This window comes from Nostoc punctiforme PCC 73102 (assembly GCF_000020025.1).
Taxonomy (GTDB): domain Bacteria; phylum Cyanobacteriota; class Cyanobacteriia; order Cyanobacteriales; family Nostocaceae; genus Nostoc; species Nostoc punctiforme.
On the sequence record NC_010628.1, the window covers coordinates 2258574 to 2275178 of the forward strand.

Genomic DNA, 16605 nt, shown 5'->3' on the forward strand with positions numbered 1-16605 from the left:
GTTGAATGGGCTTCAAATTCAGGGTCGTTGTGTTACGCTAAAATATAGGAATTTTAAATTTTTCAGATATTCACACCCCAAAGTAGTTCACTTAGTAAGTGATTTTACTGGCTCGGTATCTGAGTCTAAAATAATTAATCGTAGCCTAGATTAAGGGAATAATACCTTTAATTTTTTCTACGATATGCAAAACTCCTGGTTTGGAGCTATGCTATATCCCTATGGGAAGCCGCTACACGTCTTCAGCGCACGTTGAGCGCTAGCATTGCTCTTTTCACAGCAGTGTGAGTAAAAATAACGCAGATCAAGTAGATCGCTGAGAATCGTGGTTTTAGATTGCTAAACGGTAATCTAACTGCTGTGGATCTATGGTCTGCAAGAAGTCTCATTAGACAATAAATTCTTTGTCCGTAGAGAATTTTATCTCTATAGGTAATTTTACCATAGGAAGCTACAGCAACCAAGTACATTACTTGGTTGGCTGAGGTTCTACTAAATTTTATGGAATTTTATATTCGTTTGAAACAGTGCTAGTAGAACAATGATTTACGGAAGTATACCTATGATGATTTTTATTTTAGCGTCTGGATATTTGTTCACAGTCTACCTGTTATTGGCACTGGCAAAGCGAACGGGTACAAAGACTGTTCCTAAAAATTTTCCTTCATCTGCCGAAGGTAAACACAAGCAGGAGATATCGGTAAGGGCAAAAGTAGCTGAAGCTGTTAATAGTCAGTAGTTGGTAGTGAGGAGTTAGGAGTTATTAATCCAAAACTTTTAACTCGTAATACTGATTACATCTGAGGTTACTTGCGAACAAGGGGATTTTGCCCCTTGCCTCACTAGCTTGATCTGTAAAGTTTCACAAAGAATTGGTAGAAACCTCGTCTAGCTCGAAACCTGTGATTTTTCTGCCAAAAAATATAAAAAACATTAGAAATGCCCTTGGTCTAAATCGTTCTATTTGTTTGGGTCGTTTTTATCTTTTTTGTCCTTGGGATCTTTTTTAGGTTTTTTAACTTCTTTATTACTTTTTCTTTCCTTCGACATTAGCGTTCTCCAACTAGGTTATTCAGTGAAAGCTTCCACGTTCTGCCGTCAGGAAATCAGGAGATGACTAACCTGATATTCTTTTAAGGCAAAAAAGAAAGTATCAAACATAAATGCTACTAACTACCATGATACGGTGTTGTTTGATTTAATGTAGCTTGAATAAATATTGCCAGAGGTTGACCAAATCTCATCAAGATTTAGGTTACGGAGGAGAATTTTCTTTCCTGGCAATGATAATCTAAGTAGGGCTTGCTGAAAAAGTCATAAAAAAGCAATTCTTTTGGGTTGACTAGTTATTTAAGCAAGGTCAAAGATAAGTTTTTGTTGCCTATAGCTAGCAAAATCATAATGCTTGGTTATGTCAATCGCTAAAAAATGTCTATTTTTCCAAAATAGACATAAAAAGGCACAAAAAAACCGTGACAGGTGAGTAGAAAGATTCATGACTAAAAAAGTAATAGCAATCACAGTTAGAGTTGTATGAGGAAGTTTCGCCATTACTCTACTCAAGCTAAATCTTCTTTTAGCTTGTCCAAATTTGCCTTCAATACAATTACGAATCCTCTCATCTTGTAAAGCTTGCTTCTTTTTTTCTTTACTCACATTTTTTGGCGGTCTTCCTAAAGGAACTCCACTGATTCTAATACCTCTTTCTTTGCACCAAGATCGGTTTTCTCGCTTTGCGATAAATTTTATCAACATGAACAGATTCTGGATAATATCCAGTGTAGTTTTTAAAGGATTCTATTTGTGTTTTTAAGTCTCCTGATTCATTAAAGTTATCCCATCTAATATGGTCTAAAAATGCATATCCATCAAAGTAACTAGCAGATAGTTTAGCGCCAAATTCCACGGCTTTACCCGCTTTTCCTCGGACAATTGGACGGATATGTGGTTGGCTTAAACTTACAATACGGTCATCAATGCTCTGCTTTTTATTTTCATACAGCCATAGTTGTTGACGATATACTTCTGCGACTACCAGCAACATCTTATATTGTCTATTAGTTAAACTTTTTAGAGATGCTCCTGCTACAATTAGCTGGTCAATATAGGATAAGTTTCTTTTAATATATTGGAGTTGTTTTTTAATCGCTTTTCTCCTCTCTTTTTGAGATACACGACGTTTTTTAGCTACTTCTAAGTAGTCTTTCCTAGCTATTTCTCGGTAAGTCCTTGGTTTTTTCTCTAATATTCCCTTTATCTGTTCATAAAGCAAGTCAATTATTCTTTCTGTCTGTTTTCTCGCTTGATTTAATAGGTTTAAATCTGTTGGATAGCTGATATCACTAGGCACACAAGTCGCATCTAATATTAATTTCCCTCGATTTCTTAGCGTATTACCTTGTTCTGCTGCTTTTTCTGTCGATAGCGCAGCGTTAGCGAGTTCGCGAGCGTCTTCTGTTTTTTTTCGGTGTCAATAGAAGATGCTAACTCTAGCATCTTCTTAACCATTTCTTGATTCACATTATTGACTAGTTCTGCACTGATTCTTTCTCGAAAATGTACTAACATGGATGCGTCAAATGGAGTTTTGTTACTATAAGATGACATCCCTATAAAGTACTGTAAATAAGGATTCTCCTTGATTTGCTCTACTGTTTCCCTGTCGCTTATACTTAGTTTCTCTTTAATTATTAATGCACCTAACGCCATCCGAAATGACTTTGCTGGTGCCCCTATCTCTGCGGAGAATCCGGCAGAATATTCCGACTCAAATTCTGTCCAGGGTATTAAATCGGCCATAATTATCCAACGATTATCTGATGATAACTTTCCCTCAAATGGAAGCTCAAAACTTTCTGCTGGAATTGGAGTTGATTCTTCTTTTCAGTACATAGTTAATAATGATACACTATGCTGCGACGAACCACTGTGATGCAAGGATTTTGGGCTATTTTACCTTCTTGTCTTGCACCTGAATATACTTCTTTGGTCTGAGAATCTAGAGACTGCAACCTTTTCTTTTTTTTCAGCAAGCCCTAAGTAAATCGGCGTAAATAATTAAAAGTTTGCAGGGCTTACGCAAATAATAGCCAAAACCAGACGCGGTAGAAGTAATATCATGAATTGCCTCTACCGCGTCTGGTTTTGCATAAATCCTATCCTAACTCCCTTGACTATTGCTCCAACAATTTCATTCGTTGCCACCAACGATTAAGGGGATAATAAACTACGGGTGCCCACAGACTACTAAGAATGGCAGAGGCGAGGGCGACACGCTGGTAATATGTCCAAATATCTGTTACTTTGCGCTCATTTCCTATTAAAGTTAATTGCAACCCAAAGATAGTTTCTGCCAAAACTGCCATCACAAAGACAATTACAGCAATTGAAATAAAGTCTTCTTCAATAAAACGCTGTTTCTGGAGTAGACCAGTTAAAATTCCCACGATTCCTAAACTGATGGCGTGAGTAGGGTTAGGTGCTGTCATGGAATCTTGAAGTAGCCCCAGAACTATACCTGCCAAGGCTCCAGCAAATACTGTGCGCTTCACACTCCAAGCTACCACCCAAATTAATAGCCAGTTAGGTCCAATTCCCAATAATTCCATACCTGGCAGGCGGGTTGGCAATAATAGTAAACATAACAGTACAGAACTAGCCGTCACTAACCAACTAAATAACTGCCGTACACCGGGATGCCAACGAGAAAGCGGCTGGATTCGGAATTTCGATTTTCGCTCTGACGATTTTGGCTTTTTCTGCCTGCTAATACCAAATGCAGGAATCTTCATTTTTCTATGGATTTTCAAGGGAGAATTTACTTAGACTTTTGCGGCAGTTGATTTACCGACTTTTCATTTTCCGGCTCTTGGTTTTCTGGCTTTGGATAAACTGCTACCCAATCAAGAGAGCGGATTGGCGGAAAAAGCTCAATTTTCGCTACTGATGCTGGAAGTTTCTTTAAATCCAGCGACTTAATCCGTCCTACTGCCAACCCAGATGGAAATTTCTGACTATAGGTAGATGTGGAAACTAAATCTCCTATCTTGACATTTGGGACTTTTTCATAAAACTCCAGCACAGCTTCGGCAGAAGAATCTCCTCGCAAAACGCCTTTAGCTGCTGTGCGGCTAATTGATACACCAACTTGACTCTTGAGGTCACTGATTAACAACACGCGGCTAGTATTGGGAGTTACACTCTCCACCAAACCTACTAATCCGCCATCAGCCTTGACTACAAAGCCTTCCTGAATCCCTGCATTCGCGCCGCGATTGAGAGTAACTTGTTGCCACCACTGGTCAGCACTACGTCCTACTACCCTGGCTGGAATTGGCCGTGATGCCAGTGGTTCTTTTTCCACATAGCCTAATAAATCTTGTAGCTTTGTCTTTTGACTTTCCAAATCTACTATACGGGTTTGCAATTCTAATATCCGGGCATCTCTGATCCGTTCTTCTGGAGTTGGCCCTGACTGCAACATCTCTAATGGACGGGTAAGTGCCTGGTATGTCTCAAGCACCAATTCACCTTGAGTCTGTCGCAATACCCAAGCACTACCAACTACTAGAGCTAACAACCCAATTTGTAAGCCTTTACGATCCCACCAGCGCCGTATTGTAACCATATATACCTTTATCTACTTATACAATTAAGTTCTATTTGGATTCTATTTATATAGAACCCAAATAGAACTCAAATAGAACTCAAGTATTATATTTTTTTGCTACATATTGCGAGAGCTTTCGGTAACAACCCGTTCTAGCTGTTTGAAGTTTTCTAACACCCGACCTGTTCCCAGCACAACACAACAGAGAGGGTCGGCGGCGATGTGAGTCACAATCCCCGTTTCATGACTAATTAAGGTATCTATGCCTTTGAGCAAAGCACCACCACCAGCTAACATAATCCCTCTGTCAATAATGTCTGCTGCTAGTTCTGGAGGTGTACGTTCCAGTGTCCGCTTCACAGCTTCTATAATTACTGATAGCGGTTCCAACATACTTTCACGGATTTCTGGGCCTTTGATGGTTACAGTTCGTGGTAGACCAGAAAGCAGGTGTAAGCCTCGGATTTCCATCATGGCATCATTATCATCATGAGTAGGATAGGCAGAACCCATCCGAATCTTGATGTCCTCGGCAGTACGTTCACCAATGACTAAGTTATGAACTTTCTTAATGTACTGAATGATTGAATCAGTCAGTTCATCTCCAGCAATGCGTACTGATTCGCTGATTACCGTACCTTGAAGACTCAGCACTGCAACTTCTGTTGTCCCACCACCAATATCGATGATCATGTTGCCAGTTGCTTCGGCAACAGGTAGTCCTGCACCAATAGCCGCAGCTACAGGTTCATCGATTAAATAAACTTTTCTTGCTCCTGCTTGGTGAGCTGCATCCATCACAGCTCGCCTTTCTACTCCTGTGACACCACTGGGAATACCAATGACAATTCGGGGTAAAATTAGAGATTTGCCTTCATTTACACGCTGAATAAAGCTTTTCAGCATCAGCTCGGCTATATCGAAATCAGCGATTACACCATCACGCAAGGGGCGGAGGGCAATCACATTTCCAGGTGTGCGGCCGAGCATTTTTTTGGCTTCTTCTCCTACTGCTAGTGCTACCTTTTCGTTGACATCGATAGCAACTACAGAAGGCTCTTGCAGTACAATACCTTTACCAGATACATAAACCAGGGTGTTAGCAGTACCGAGGTCGATACCCATATCCCACGATGTGCGAAAGTTCCTAAAAATACCCACGCTTCTCTAAGCCCCCTATGTGCGATACTTCTTGACTACAACGGTAAGAGTGGATTCGATTATGTTTGTATCCTGAGTTCAGCAAACTAAACTATATTTTTATATGATTCCCAGGAATATTTACTATGTCTCAGGCCCTTGTTTTTTGATATTCTCTGGTTCGCTTAGTATATCCGTATACTTTTATGTGTTTCTCCAAGTAGTTATGTATAATTTTTCAAGTCCACTATATTGTTAACTGTTTAACACATTATTTTCAAGTGTTTCACAATTCGCTATGATGAAAGTCGGAATTAACAAGTACACCTGTACTGAAAGGTAAAACCTATGAGTATCAATATTGTCACCCTTGTTGGCCGTGTAGGCGGCGACCCAGATATAAAATATTTTGAGTCTGGTAGTGTTAAGTGTAGATTGACACTAGCGGTAAAAAGGCGATCGCGCAACAGCGACGAACCTGACTGGTTCACTCTGGAATTATGGGATAAAACGGCTGAAGTAGCAGGTAATTATGTGCGTAAAGGCAGCTTAATTGGCATTAAAGGTTCCTTAAAGTTTGACACATGGAGCGATCGCCAAACAGGAGCAAACCGTTCTACACCAATTATTAGAGTAGACCAACTGGAATTATTAGGCTCTAAGCGCGATGGAGAGGGCGGTGGAGATATGTCTTCAGAACATTTTTAATTAATTGGGAATTGATTATTAGCCCTTTGCCCTCACAAATGACAAAGCGCAAAGTCTGAGCGCCGGCTTCCGGCGATCAGAACTTTGTAAGAGAGGACTAATGACAAATTACTAATAACTAATTTGTAACGTCACCGATGCTTCTACTTCCTGTTCACCACCAACAACAGGAGTGGAAGAATCAGCTACCTTGGCAGCTTCAGCCCGTAAAAACATGGGTGGTGGAGGCGCACTAGCATTATTAACTTGAATGCTGACTATTTCTTTGGATTTGAAACCCAAAGCACTGAAAACAGCATCAGCTTGCTGTCGGGCATCTTGGGTGGCTTCTTTTAATGCTTGTTTTTGAGCAGCTGCGATCGCTTCATCATTCGCAACAAAACTAATACCATTAATTTGCGTTGCACCTGCTTTCACTGCATCATCTAATAATGTCCCAGCTTTCTCTGTGGGAATGCGAAAACTTACGGTGTTATTGGCAGCATAGCCTGTAATCCTTTGCACATTATTGGTGTAGCTGTAAACTGGATTCAGTCGGATACCAGTAGTTTGTAATTTTTCGACATTTTGGCTTTTGAGGAACGCAACTACAGCCGATGATTTCCGGGCGGCTTCTTGCTGTACCTCCTCTGCTGTTTTCCCCTGAATCTCCACTCCTAAGCTAACTTGCGCCAAGGTTGTAGGAATTGTTTCAACTCCACGACCACTGACACTAAGGGTTCGCCACATTTTCTCCTTTTCTTGCGCCAATGCAGGTAGTACAAAAGTTGCACATACCAACAGAGCTAAAGGCAGTATTTTCCACAAGTTTCCAGATGGAAACTGAGAACCGGGTAAAGCGGCTCTAGTCATAAAATTTGCACTCCTCAAAGTATCCACAGATGTTTTTAATAAGCGTATTTAGCAATCTTCTGGCGGCTGTTAAAAGTCAACAGTCACCACAAGTTTTCACAACTTAAGTGCGATCGCTAGATACGATTTGTATGTTCTTACTTTGACACTGCCATTGTCAAAAGCTGAAATGGTTACATTTTTTGAAACTAAAAAATTACACTAACATTTTTAAAGATTTTGTCCTGATGGAAAATTAATTCACCGACTTTGACTTGCTGCGCCTTCCTAAACTGTTTGTAGTCAAGGCTTCCGAAGTTTTCTGATAGCGCTTGGTTAAGTAGACAAATGGCACAAATTAAGTTTTTGAACCTGCCAATATCGTCTCCACAGATAGATGTTTTTCAGAAACACGTCAAAATCAAAGAGAAGGATTTTCACAGAACCCATGCATTTGTTAGATCCAATTAACTTCTCTTTTCCTCTGCTGGCTACTGCAACAGAAGCCGCAGACAGTTCAATGGTAGTAGCCGCCGTGCTACTAAGCTTAGTAGTCGTTTACCTCGCCAGCAAAGTTGGTGGAGAGTTATCAAATAAAGTGGGTTTGCCGCCTGTTTTAGGGGAACTTGTAGGTGGTGTGGTAGTAGGCATCTCTGTTTTCCACCTTTTAGTGTTTCCAGAAGGCGGCACAGACAGTTCTAACTCTTTGATCGTGTCCTTCCTTCAAATCACTGCTGGTTTAACTCCTGAAGCTGCTCCAGCCGTCTTTGCAGCGCAGTCTGAGGTCATTTCTGTTTTAGCAGAATTGGGTGTGATCATCCTGCTGTTTGAAATCGGCTTGGAGTCGAACTTAAAAGACTTAATGGCAGTTGGTATCCAAGCCACCGTTGTAGCAGTAGTGGGGGTAGTAGTACCCTTTGCTGCTGGGACTGTGGGACTGATGACTTTATTTGGAATTGCTGCTGTACCCGCAATTTTTGCAGGGGCGGCTTTGACTGCCACTAGTATTGGGATTACTTCCAAGGTGCTGTCAGAGTTGGGGCGACTCAATTCTAAAGAAGGGCAGATTATTTTGGGTGCTGCTGTAATTGATGACGTACTGGGAATTATCGTTTTAGCGGTAGTTGCCAGCCTAGCTAAAGATGGCGTGGTAGATGTCAGCAAAGTTATTTATTTGATTATCAGCGCCACTGGTTTTATTTTGGGAGCAATCCTGTTAGGGAATGTTTTCAATAAATCCTTTGTAGCGATCGCCGATCAACTCAAAACACGGGGTGGACTGGTAATACCAGCATTCATCTTCGCCTTTGCTATGGCATACTTTGCCGCCGTCATCCACTTAGAAGCGATTTTGGGAGCTTTTGCGGCTGGTTTAGTCCTAGAAGAGACAGAGAAGCGCAAAGAATTGCAAATGCAAGTCTGCCCTATTGCCGATATGTTAGTGCCAATTTTCTTTGTGACTGTTGGGGCAAAAACTGATTTGGGAGTGTTAAACCCAGCAATTCCCGATAATCGAGAAGGTTTAATTATGGCAACTTTCCTGATTACAGTAGCCATTCTCGGTAAAGTAATCACAGGCTTAAGCGTGTTTGGTCAACCGGAAATCAACCGTTTAGCGATCGGTGTGGGGATGATTCCCAGAGGGGAAGTTGGATTAGTGTTTGCTGGTGTCGGCGCAGTCAGTGGCGCTCTCTCGAAACCACTAGGGGCGGCAATCATTATGATGGTTATCTTGACAACCTTTTTAGCTCCCCCTTTGTTACGATTTGTGTTCCCAGATCCAAAAACTGTAGATGCAGGCTCAGACCAACTGGTTTTAGATGGTTCCTCTGGAACCTCGTTGGTAATTGAACCACTTCAGTCAAGGATGCCAGTATCAAATGATAGTGGCAATTTGGAAGTCACTCCAGATTCTGGCGATCGCTAATCAAAATTTTGGGTAAATTATTACTGAGTTCTGAGTGATTTTCCCTCGGAACTCAGCACTCTAAATTCAGTAAAATCACCATATTTTGAAGATTCTGCAATTATAAAGTGGAAACTTCTCTCTCCAAATTTCCGTCCCATCTGATTGTAGAATAATCGTCTGTTTATAATTTCTAACAGCATTCGGAATGTTATTTATTTCCAGTATCCCTAGGCTTGTGAGCCATTATCTGAATATTTTCCAGGTAATTGGAGAGTAACACCCATAATTTTTGCTAGATCGTTTGACAGTAATGGGAATTATCTACTTAGTGCATTGATGGCAAAAAACAAAAAACAGTTATCAGTGAACAGTTATCAGTTATTAGTTTTCTAGCTTCCTTGGGAGTCAGATTCCTCCACCTCCAAAGGTGGAAGATTTTATATTGGGATTTCAAGCAAATATTAAATCTAATAACCGATTTAAGCGTGTCTTTATACCAGCTTAAAAATCAAACAAGGCATCAAAGATCGAGTTTAGGTGGTGACGGTGTGATGACTTACCAATGAGTTGAGATATTGACGGCTCCCATGAACGTGAATTAGGAGAAAGAACTGTGAAATTACACTGGTTACTACCCAGCACTATTGGAACTATCTTCATGCTATCGTCGCCGGCAATGGCTGCGAGACTTGAATCTTGGCGCTTTGATGCCAATCAAAACAGGCTGGAAATTAATACTGTGGGAGCAGTTCAACCCCAGGCACAACTAATTTTCAACCCGACTCGGCTGGTAATTGATTTGCCAGGAACTACATTTGGCCGTCCGCAGCTAACCCAACAGGTGGGCGGGGGAATTCGCTCAATCCGGGTTGGGCAGTTTGATACAGAAACAACGCGCATAGTTGTAGAACTGACACCTGGTTATACTTTAGACCCCAAACGCGTCCAATTTGTTGGCACATCTGGCGATCGCTGGACGGTGCAATTACCGAGACCAGAAGTTGATCGAGTAGCCTCATTTTCTGCCTCACCGCCGAGAAGTGCTTACACTGTCGTTACCCCAGACTCTGAGCGGCAACCTGGTATTTCAAGGGTTGCCACTACTACACGAGGGGCGACGCAAATTGAGAGCTTGACAGTAACAGGCGATGGGTTATTCCTCCGTACCAGTGGTGGCAATCCGGGGATTAAGATAATTCGCAGCCGCGATCGCGCTAGTATCTTCATAGATGTTTCTGACGCATCTTTATCACCACGTCTGGCGCAACAGAATAATCAGCCTGTTAACAAACATGGTATTAGCCGCGTCGAATTCACTCAACTACAAAACCAAGCTCCTATTGTTCGCTTGACTTTGCGGGTAGATAAAAATAGTCCAGATTGGCAAGCAACTAATAGTAACAGTGGTGGTTTGGTGGTTCTGCCTAGTCGCGTTGTCAGATTGCCTGGAAGTAGTAATTCGGACAATCAATCACAACCACCCTCCTTCCCAAGTAGATTATCTGCTGCTAACAACTCCCCAGCAACCATTGAGTCTGTGCAATTGGCTGATAATGGCAGACAGCTGCTGATTAGAGCCGACCAAACTTTATCTGCCGCAGGAACCTGGGATAGATCCTCCGGTGTGTTCCGCGTCACAATTAACAATGCCAAGTTAGCTCCCAGAGTTACAGGCCCTACTTTTGCCCCCAATAGCCCCATTCTCAGGGTACGTCTGCAACCCCAAGCAGCCAACACAGTTGTTGTTTTAGTTCAACCAGCACCTGGAGTGCAACTCGATCAACCCCAGCAAATCGGCGACCAGCTTTTGGCTATACCAATACAAGGTTCTCGTCGAATTGTTTCCCTTCCCGGAAGACCGTCCTTTGCTTTACCTGGGCTACCACCACCAAACCGGGGGCCATTCCCAGACCCAAACAATCCCAACCCCCAGCCCCAATTCCAACCACAGCGCCGGGTTACCAATGGACGAGTGGTAGTCATTATTGACCCAGGACATGGCGGTAAAGACTCAGGAGCGCTTGGTATTGGAGGGGCACGTGAAAAGGATGTGATCTTGCCTATTGGTAAAAGACTGGCACAGATTTTGCAGCAAAATGGGGTACAAGTAGTTATGACCAGGGATTCTGACTATTTTGTTACCCTTCCGGGAAGAGTGCAATTAGCAGAGCGAGCTAATGCTGATGTGTTTGTGAGTATCCACGCTAACTCAGCAGGCGCGAGTCGTCCCGATGTTAATGGCTTGGAAGTCTATTATTACGACAGTGGTCTGGATCTTGCTCGCGTTGTCCGTAGTAGCATACTTCAAAGTATTGGTACTCTCAAAGACAGGGGAGTCCGGCGAGCCAGGTTTTATGTTCTCAGAAAAAGTTCTATGCCCTCCATTCTCGTGGAAACGGGTTATATGACTGGTCGAGAGGATATGGCTAGGCTGAGAACCTCAGCTTACCAAAATCAAATGGCAGAAGCGATCGCTCGTGGCGTTCTTCAGTATTTAAAGAGAAGATAAGTAATTTAGTCGAAATTATTGAGTAAATACATCTAATCTTTACCATGTTTATCCAATTTAGTAGTAAAACCAATTTAAGTATTATTGCGGCGGGACAAGAGTAGCATCTTTGTTATTGTCATCTGATGCTTTACAAGTCAAATTTATCTAGGCTAATGGATAGCATGGCAAAATCAGAGGAGCGTGCTATATTTTACGCCATTAGCTGTGTCTTAATAACAGCGTAATACTCAAGTGTATGCGGTGATGGTGTGAGGATTTGCCAATATATTGAAATTTTGACGGCTCCCATGAATGTGAATCAGGAGAAAAGACTGTGAAATTACGCTGGTTACTATCCAGTACTATTGGAACTATCTTCATGCTATCGTCGCCCGCAATGGCTGCGAAACTTGAATATTGGCGTTTTGATGTCAATCAAAACAAGCTGGAAATTAATACTTTAGGGAATGTTCAACCCCAAGCACAATTAATTTTTAACCCTACTCGTTTAGTAATTGATTTACCAGGAACGACATTTGGCCGTCCGCAGCTAACCCAACAGGTGGGCGGTGCAATTCGTGCTATCCGTGTTGGGCAGTTTGACGAACAAACAACGCGCATAGTCGTTGAACTGACTCCTGGTTATACTTTAGACCCCAAGGGAGTACAATTTGTTGGTAGAACTGGCGATCGCTGGACGGTGCAATTACCCACGCCAGTGGCCGAAAATGTTCCCTCAATAAATACTGGTGGGCAACAACAAGCTATAGCAACACAACCCTCACTGAGAACATCTCCATCTGTGTTCTCCCCAAGAGATATTTACAACGTGGTGAGAACAAGCCCTATTAATCCACCTAAAAACGGGATGCTTGCCGCCAGGGTAACTCAAATTGAGAACTTACAAGTTACAGGCGATGGTTTTTTCATCCGTACCAATGGTGGTAATCCTCAGATTCAGGTAAATCGTAGCAACGATCAAAGAGAAATTAACATCGACATTGCCAGCGCTACTTTATCACCAAGTCTAGAGCAACGCGATTTGTCGATTAATCGTTATGGTGTCAGCCGTATTCAGTTCAGCCAACTACAAACAAGCCCATCTGTTGTTCGCATGACTTTACAGGTGGATGAAAATAGTCAAAATTGGCGAGCAACTAATAGTAACAGTAGTGGTTTTGTGCTTTTGCCCAGTCGTGGCATTGCTCAGTTCCCTGGAGGTAATAATAATCCACGCCCCATACCATCTAGTACAGGTACAGCAACTATTGAGTCTGTGCAACTGGCTAATAATGGCACACAACTGCTGATTAGAGCAGACCAAGCTTTATCTGCAACAGGAGGCTGGGATAGAACTTCTGGTCTGTACCGCATTACCATCAACAATGCTCGGCTAGCTCCCAAAGTTACAGGCCCGACTTTTAATTCTAATAGCCCTATCCTGCGAGTCCGCCTGCAACCCCAAGAATCTAATACAGTCACCGTCTTGGTTCAGCCAGCAGCCGGAGTGCAAATTGGCGAACTTAATCAAGTTGGCGACCAGCTTTTGGCTCTAGAATTACAACGTTCTGGTAGCGTTACACAGCAGCCCATTGATTTACCTCCTTTATCGCCAAACCAAGGTCAATTTCCCAACTCCATAGATAATCCCCCTCCTATATCTCGGCCACAGCCTCGCCCCTCTGTTCCTAGAGGGAAATTACTAGTTGTGATTGACCCAGGACATGGTGGAAAAGACTCAGGCGCTCCTGGTCTAGGTGGGCTTTTAGAAAAGGATGTAATTCTGCCTATTGGTAAAAGGGTAGCTGCAATTTTAGAGCAACATGGTGTACAAGCAGTATTAACGCGGGATGCTGACTTTTTCGTAGAACTTCAGGGAAGGGTAGAAATTGCCGAGCGAGTTAATGCAACTGCATTTGTCAGCATTCACGCTAATTCTGTTGACAATCGCCCTGATGTGAATGGGTTAGAAGTATATTATTACGATAGCGGTTATGCTTTGGCAGAAGTAGTTCGCAATACTATTCTGCAAAACATCGATACAATCAAAAACCGAGGAACCCGCAAAGCCAGATTCTACGTTCTCAGGAAAAGCTCTATGCCCTCGATTTTAGTAGAAACAGGTTATATGACTGGTCGAGAAGACAATCCCAGATTGGCATCACGAGAGTATCAAAATCAGATGGCAGAAGCGATCGCTCGTGGCATCCTAAAATACTTACAGCGTTAACCTAGTACAAATTACTATTAAAAGGTGGTATTTAGAATCCTTTGGCGTGCAGAATTTAGTGGTCAATTAGCCGATTGTCTGCTAAATTCTGTATTTTAAATCCCAAAACCTAAATTAATATCAGCCTGTGTATTCATCTTCGATCTTTGAAGCGAATCTGGACGATTTTTCGGCTCTTGAACCCCAACGTGCCCCAATTGGCATCTTTGACAGTGGTGTGGGTGGATTGACGGTACTGCGACAAATATATCGGCAACTCCCCAATGAATCAATTGTTTACTTTGGGGATACAGCCCGACTTCCTTATGGAATTCGTTCACAAGCAGAAATTTTACAATTTACGCGCGAAATTCTTACCTGGCTACAACAGCAGCAGGTAAAAATGGTAATTATGGCTTGCAATACTAGTTCTGCCCTAGCCCTAGAAACCGTTCGTCAAGAATTCAACATACCGATTTTAGGGGTGATTCTACCGGGTGCAAAAGCTGCGGTGCAGGAAGGAAAGCGGATTGGTGTAATTGCCACTCCAGCTACGGCAAAAAGTAATGCTTATAAGCACGCCATTCTCGAAATTGCTCCTGATGTTCAAGTCTGGCAAGTTGGATGTCCAGAGTTTGTGCCACTTATTGAGCAAAACCGGATTCACGACCCCTACACTGCGGAAGTGGCAAGAGCCTACTTAGAGCCTTTACTAGAGCAAGAAATTGACACCTTAGTTCATGGCTGTACCCATTATCCCCACCTTACACCAGTATTGCGATCGCTCCTTCCCTCTCAAGTCAAGCTAGTTGACCCAGCTGTTCATGTCGTGGCAGCTTGTGCCCAAGAGTTAGACTTGCTAGGCTTAAAAAATACTCACCCCCCACTACCAACTCGTTTCGCTGTTAGCGGGTGTCCACAACAATTTTCCCAGTCAGGAGTGCAATGGCTAGGCTATACCCCGATGGTTGAAGAGGTTCGCTTTAATGATAGCGCTATTTCCCAACTTCTTTGAAGGAGGCAGGGGGCAGGGGGCAGGGGGAAGAGGAAGGAAGACAAGGGAGAGGGGGGAGACAAAGAAGGGAATTGTTTAATAATTCTCCCTTATTCCTCTTGTCCTCCTTGTCCCTCTGCTGCCTATTTGTATCAACCTTAGAGTGAAACGTAAATTAGGCGGGAGTAAACTTCAGCGAAACACCGTTCATACAGTAGCGCTTGCCTGTGGGTGCAGGTCCGTCATCAAAAACATGACCAAGATGACCACCACAACGGCTACAATGTACTTCAACTCTGGTCATAAACAGTGACTTATCTACAGTAGTAGCGATCGCACCTTCAATCGGGTTAAAGAAGCTTGGCCAGCCAGTACCACTGTTAAATTTGGTATCAGAGGTAAACAGTGGCAGTTCACACGCGGCACAATAATAAGTACCCTTGTCATACTCCTTATCTAATGCGCTGGTGTGAGGGCGTTCAGTCCCGTGTTTACGCAATACATTAAACTGTTCTGGCGTTAAAATTGTGCGCCACTCTTCTTCTGGTTTGGTAATTTCAAATCCACTATTAGATGTTGTCACCGCTTTTGCCCCCCAGTTGATATACCTTGATAACAATGCTGTGCCGACTATTACCGCACTAGCCTGTAAAAAATATCGTTTGTCCATATATCTATTATTTTCTATTTTCCGGTTAACTGGGCAATCAACTCCAGTACGGAATTCCCTACTTAATCACTATAATCAGCGATCGCTCTGAATTAACGCTGATAAAGTGATTAAAATTAGCTAAGAAACAAAAAATTATTCTGCAATCAAACACTGTAAGGAATCGGAATCAAGTTGACTTGATTTTGAATAGACCTGGATATGTAGCGACGCCCAATCATCATCTTCATCAGAGGTAGTTGTTAACTCCTGAGTAGTCCCCTGTTTACCCTGATTCGTCAAAAATACAAATGCGCGATTGAGCCGCTTTACCCCACTGAGCGTAATTAGGGCCAGTAGCCCTCCTAATAATCCCATTTGCCACAGACCACAACCAATCGCAGCCCCCAACCCGGCCGCAGTCTAGACACAGGCGACTGTAGTTAAACCTTTTACTTTTGGTGTTGCAGATTTTCTAGGAGACTCTTGTAAAATCAATCCGGCTCCGAGAAATCCTATCCCGGTAGCTACACCCTGAATGGTGGACTCAGTGCATTGGTGGCAGCATAAGGACTATCGCCCTCAGCCTGCAAAGGAATCATTACGAATAGTGCTGCTCCCATACTCACGAGCATAAATGTTCTCATCCCTGCTGGTCTACCCCCTTGCTGACGGTTAAATCCAATCAGGCAACCAACCAGAAGCGCCAAAGACAATCTAAACGCTATATGTGGCCAATCGTTGGCAGTAATAAACATCGGCCCCATTACCTTTTTCCCCCTAGAGACAGAATGGAATTTTGCGCCTATTGCCAGTCAGCTAGATGGCTACCCACGTTTGTAGCTGAAAACCCAAATACAGTAAATCAATAGGTTTGGCGTACATTAAGGTTAATTTAACAGAAGGTTAGAAATAAGTAAACTAATATACACAAAACTGCCATTGCTGTATAAAGTTTTCCTGCAAAAGCGAATGCTCTCTCAATACTTTTCGGATAAATCCAATAATCTTTCTTTTGGTCTGGGAAAAGGTTAAAGGGCAATGGGGAAAGGGAAATTCAAACCC

The 16605-nt window shown here is 42.6% G+C and carries 11 protein-coding genes and 2 pseudogenes; 6 read left to right on the plus strand and 7 right to left on the minus strand.

All coding sequences use genetic code 11. The annotated features are described in order from the left end of the window. The first annotated feature begins 541 nt into the window (after nt 1-541). On the plus strand, nt 542-739 hold the full coding sequence (locus NPUN_RS09305; protein ID WP_012408513.1) for a hypothetical protein: 198 nt from the start codon (nt 542-544) through the stop codon (nt 737-739). A gap of 611 nt (nt 740-1350) precedes the next feature. Here NPUN_RS09305 and NPUN_RS38240 read toward each other — a convergent pair. The 4 genes and pseudogenes from NPUN_RS38240 to NPUN_RS09330 form a co-directional block, all read right to left on the minus strand. Further along, nucleotides 1351-2865 (minus strand): annotated as a pseudogene (locus tag NPUN_RS38240) (IS5 family transposase). A gap of 308 nt (nt 2866-3173) precedes the next feature. Then, entirely contained in the window at nt 3174-3791 is a 618-nt protein-coding gene (mreD, locus tag NPUN_RS09320) for a rod shape-determining protein MreD (RefSeq protein ID WP_012408514.1), read from the minus strand. 26 nt (nt 3792-3817) lie between these two features. After that, the gene (gene mreC, locus NPUN_RS09325; protein ID WP_012408515.1) at nt 3818-4627 is read right to left on the minus strand and encodes a rod shape-determining protein MreC; all 810 of its coding nucleotides are present in this window, start codon (nt 4625-4627) and stop codon (nt 3818-3820) included. 99 nt (nt 4628-4726) lie between these two features. Next, a complete protein-coding gene (locus tag NPUN_RS09330) occupies nt 4727-5734 on the minus strand; it encodes a rod shape-determining protein (RefSeq protein WP_041565291.1) in 1008 nt (335 codons plus the stop codon). Nucleotides 5735-6097: 363 nt separating this feature from the next. Here NPUN_RS09330 and NPUN_RS09335 point away from each other — a divergent pair, with 363 nt between their 5' ends. Then, nucleotides 6098-6457 carry a single-stranded DNA-binding protein gene (locus NPUN_RS09335; protein WP_012408517.1) on the plus strand — a complete coding sequence of 120 codons (360 nt, stop codon included), beginning with the start codon at nt 6098-6100 and terminating at the stop codon, nt 6455-6457. A 111-nt stretch (nt 6458-6568) separates the two neighbouring features. Here NPUN_RS09335 and NPUN_RS09340 read toward each other — a convergent pair whose 3' ends face one another. Further along, nucleotides 6569-7309 carry an SIMPL domain-containing protein gene (locus NPUN_RS09340; RefSeq protein WP_012408518.1) on the minus strand — a complete coding sequence of 247 codons (741 nt, stop codon included), beginning with the start codon at nt 7307-7309 and terminating at the stop codon, nt 6569-6571. Nucleotides 7310-7736: 427 nt separating this feature from the next. Between NPUN_RS09340 and NPUN_RS09345 the strand changes: the two genes are divergently transcribed. The 4 genes from NPUN_RS09345 to murI all read left to right on the plus strand — a co-directional run bounded on the left by NPUN_RS09345 (nt 7737) and on the right by murI (nt 14912). After that, on the plus strand, nt 7737-9215 hold the full coding sequence (locus NPUN_RS09345) for a cation:proton antiporter (RefSeq protein ID WP_041565292.1): 1479 nt from the start codon (nt 7737-7739) through the stop codon (nt 9213-9215). 595 nt (nt 9216-9810) lie between these two features. Next, entirely contained in the window at nt 9811-11706 is a 1896-nt protein-coding gene (locus NPUN_RS09350) for an N-acetylmuramoyl-L-alanine amidase (protein ID WP_041565293.1), read from the plus strand. Between the two features lie 316 nt (nt 11707-12022). Then, the gene (locus NPUN_RS09355) at nt 12023-13918 is read left to right on the plus strand and encodes an N-acetylmuramoyl-L-alanine amidase (RefSeq protein ID WP_041565294.1); all 1896 of its coding nucleotides are present in this window, start codon (nt 12023-12025) and stop codon (nt 13916-13918) included. Between the two features lie 127 nt (nt 13919-14045). After that, nucleotides 14046-14912, plus strand: a complete 867-nt coding sequence (murI, locus tag NPUN_RS09360) for a glutamate racemase (protein ID WP_012408522.1) — start codon at nt 14046-14048, stop codon at nt 14910-14912. A gap of 154 nt (nt 14913-15066) precedes the next feature. Here murI and msrB read toward each other — a convergent pair whose 3' ends face one another. Beyond that, complete coding sequence (msrB, locus tag NPUN_RS09365) at nt 15067-15561, minus strand: peptide-methionine (R)-S-oxide reductase MsrB (RefSeq protein WP_041565295.1); 495 nt, start codon at nt 15559-15561, stop codon at nt 15067-15069. Nucleotides 15562-15854: 293 nt separating this feature from the next. After that, nucleotides 15855-16307 (minus strand): annotated as a pseudogene (locus NPUN_RS09370) (MgtC/SapB family protein); the annotation flags it as partial. Nucleotides 16308-16605 lie beyond the last annotated feature (298 nt).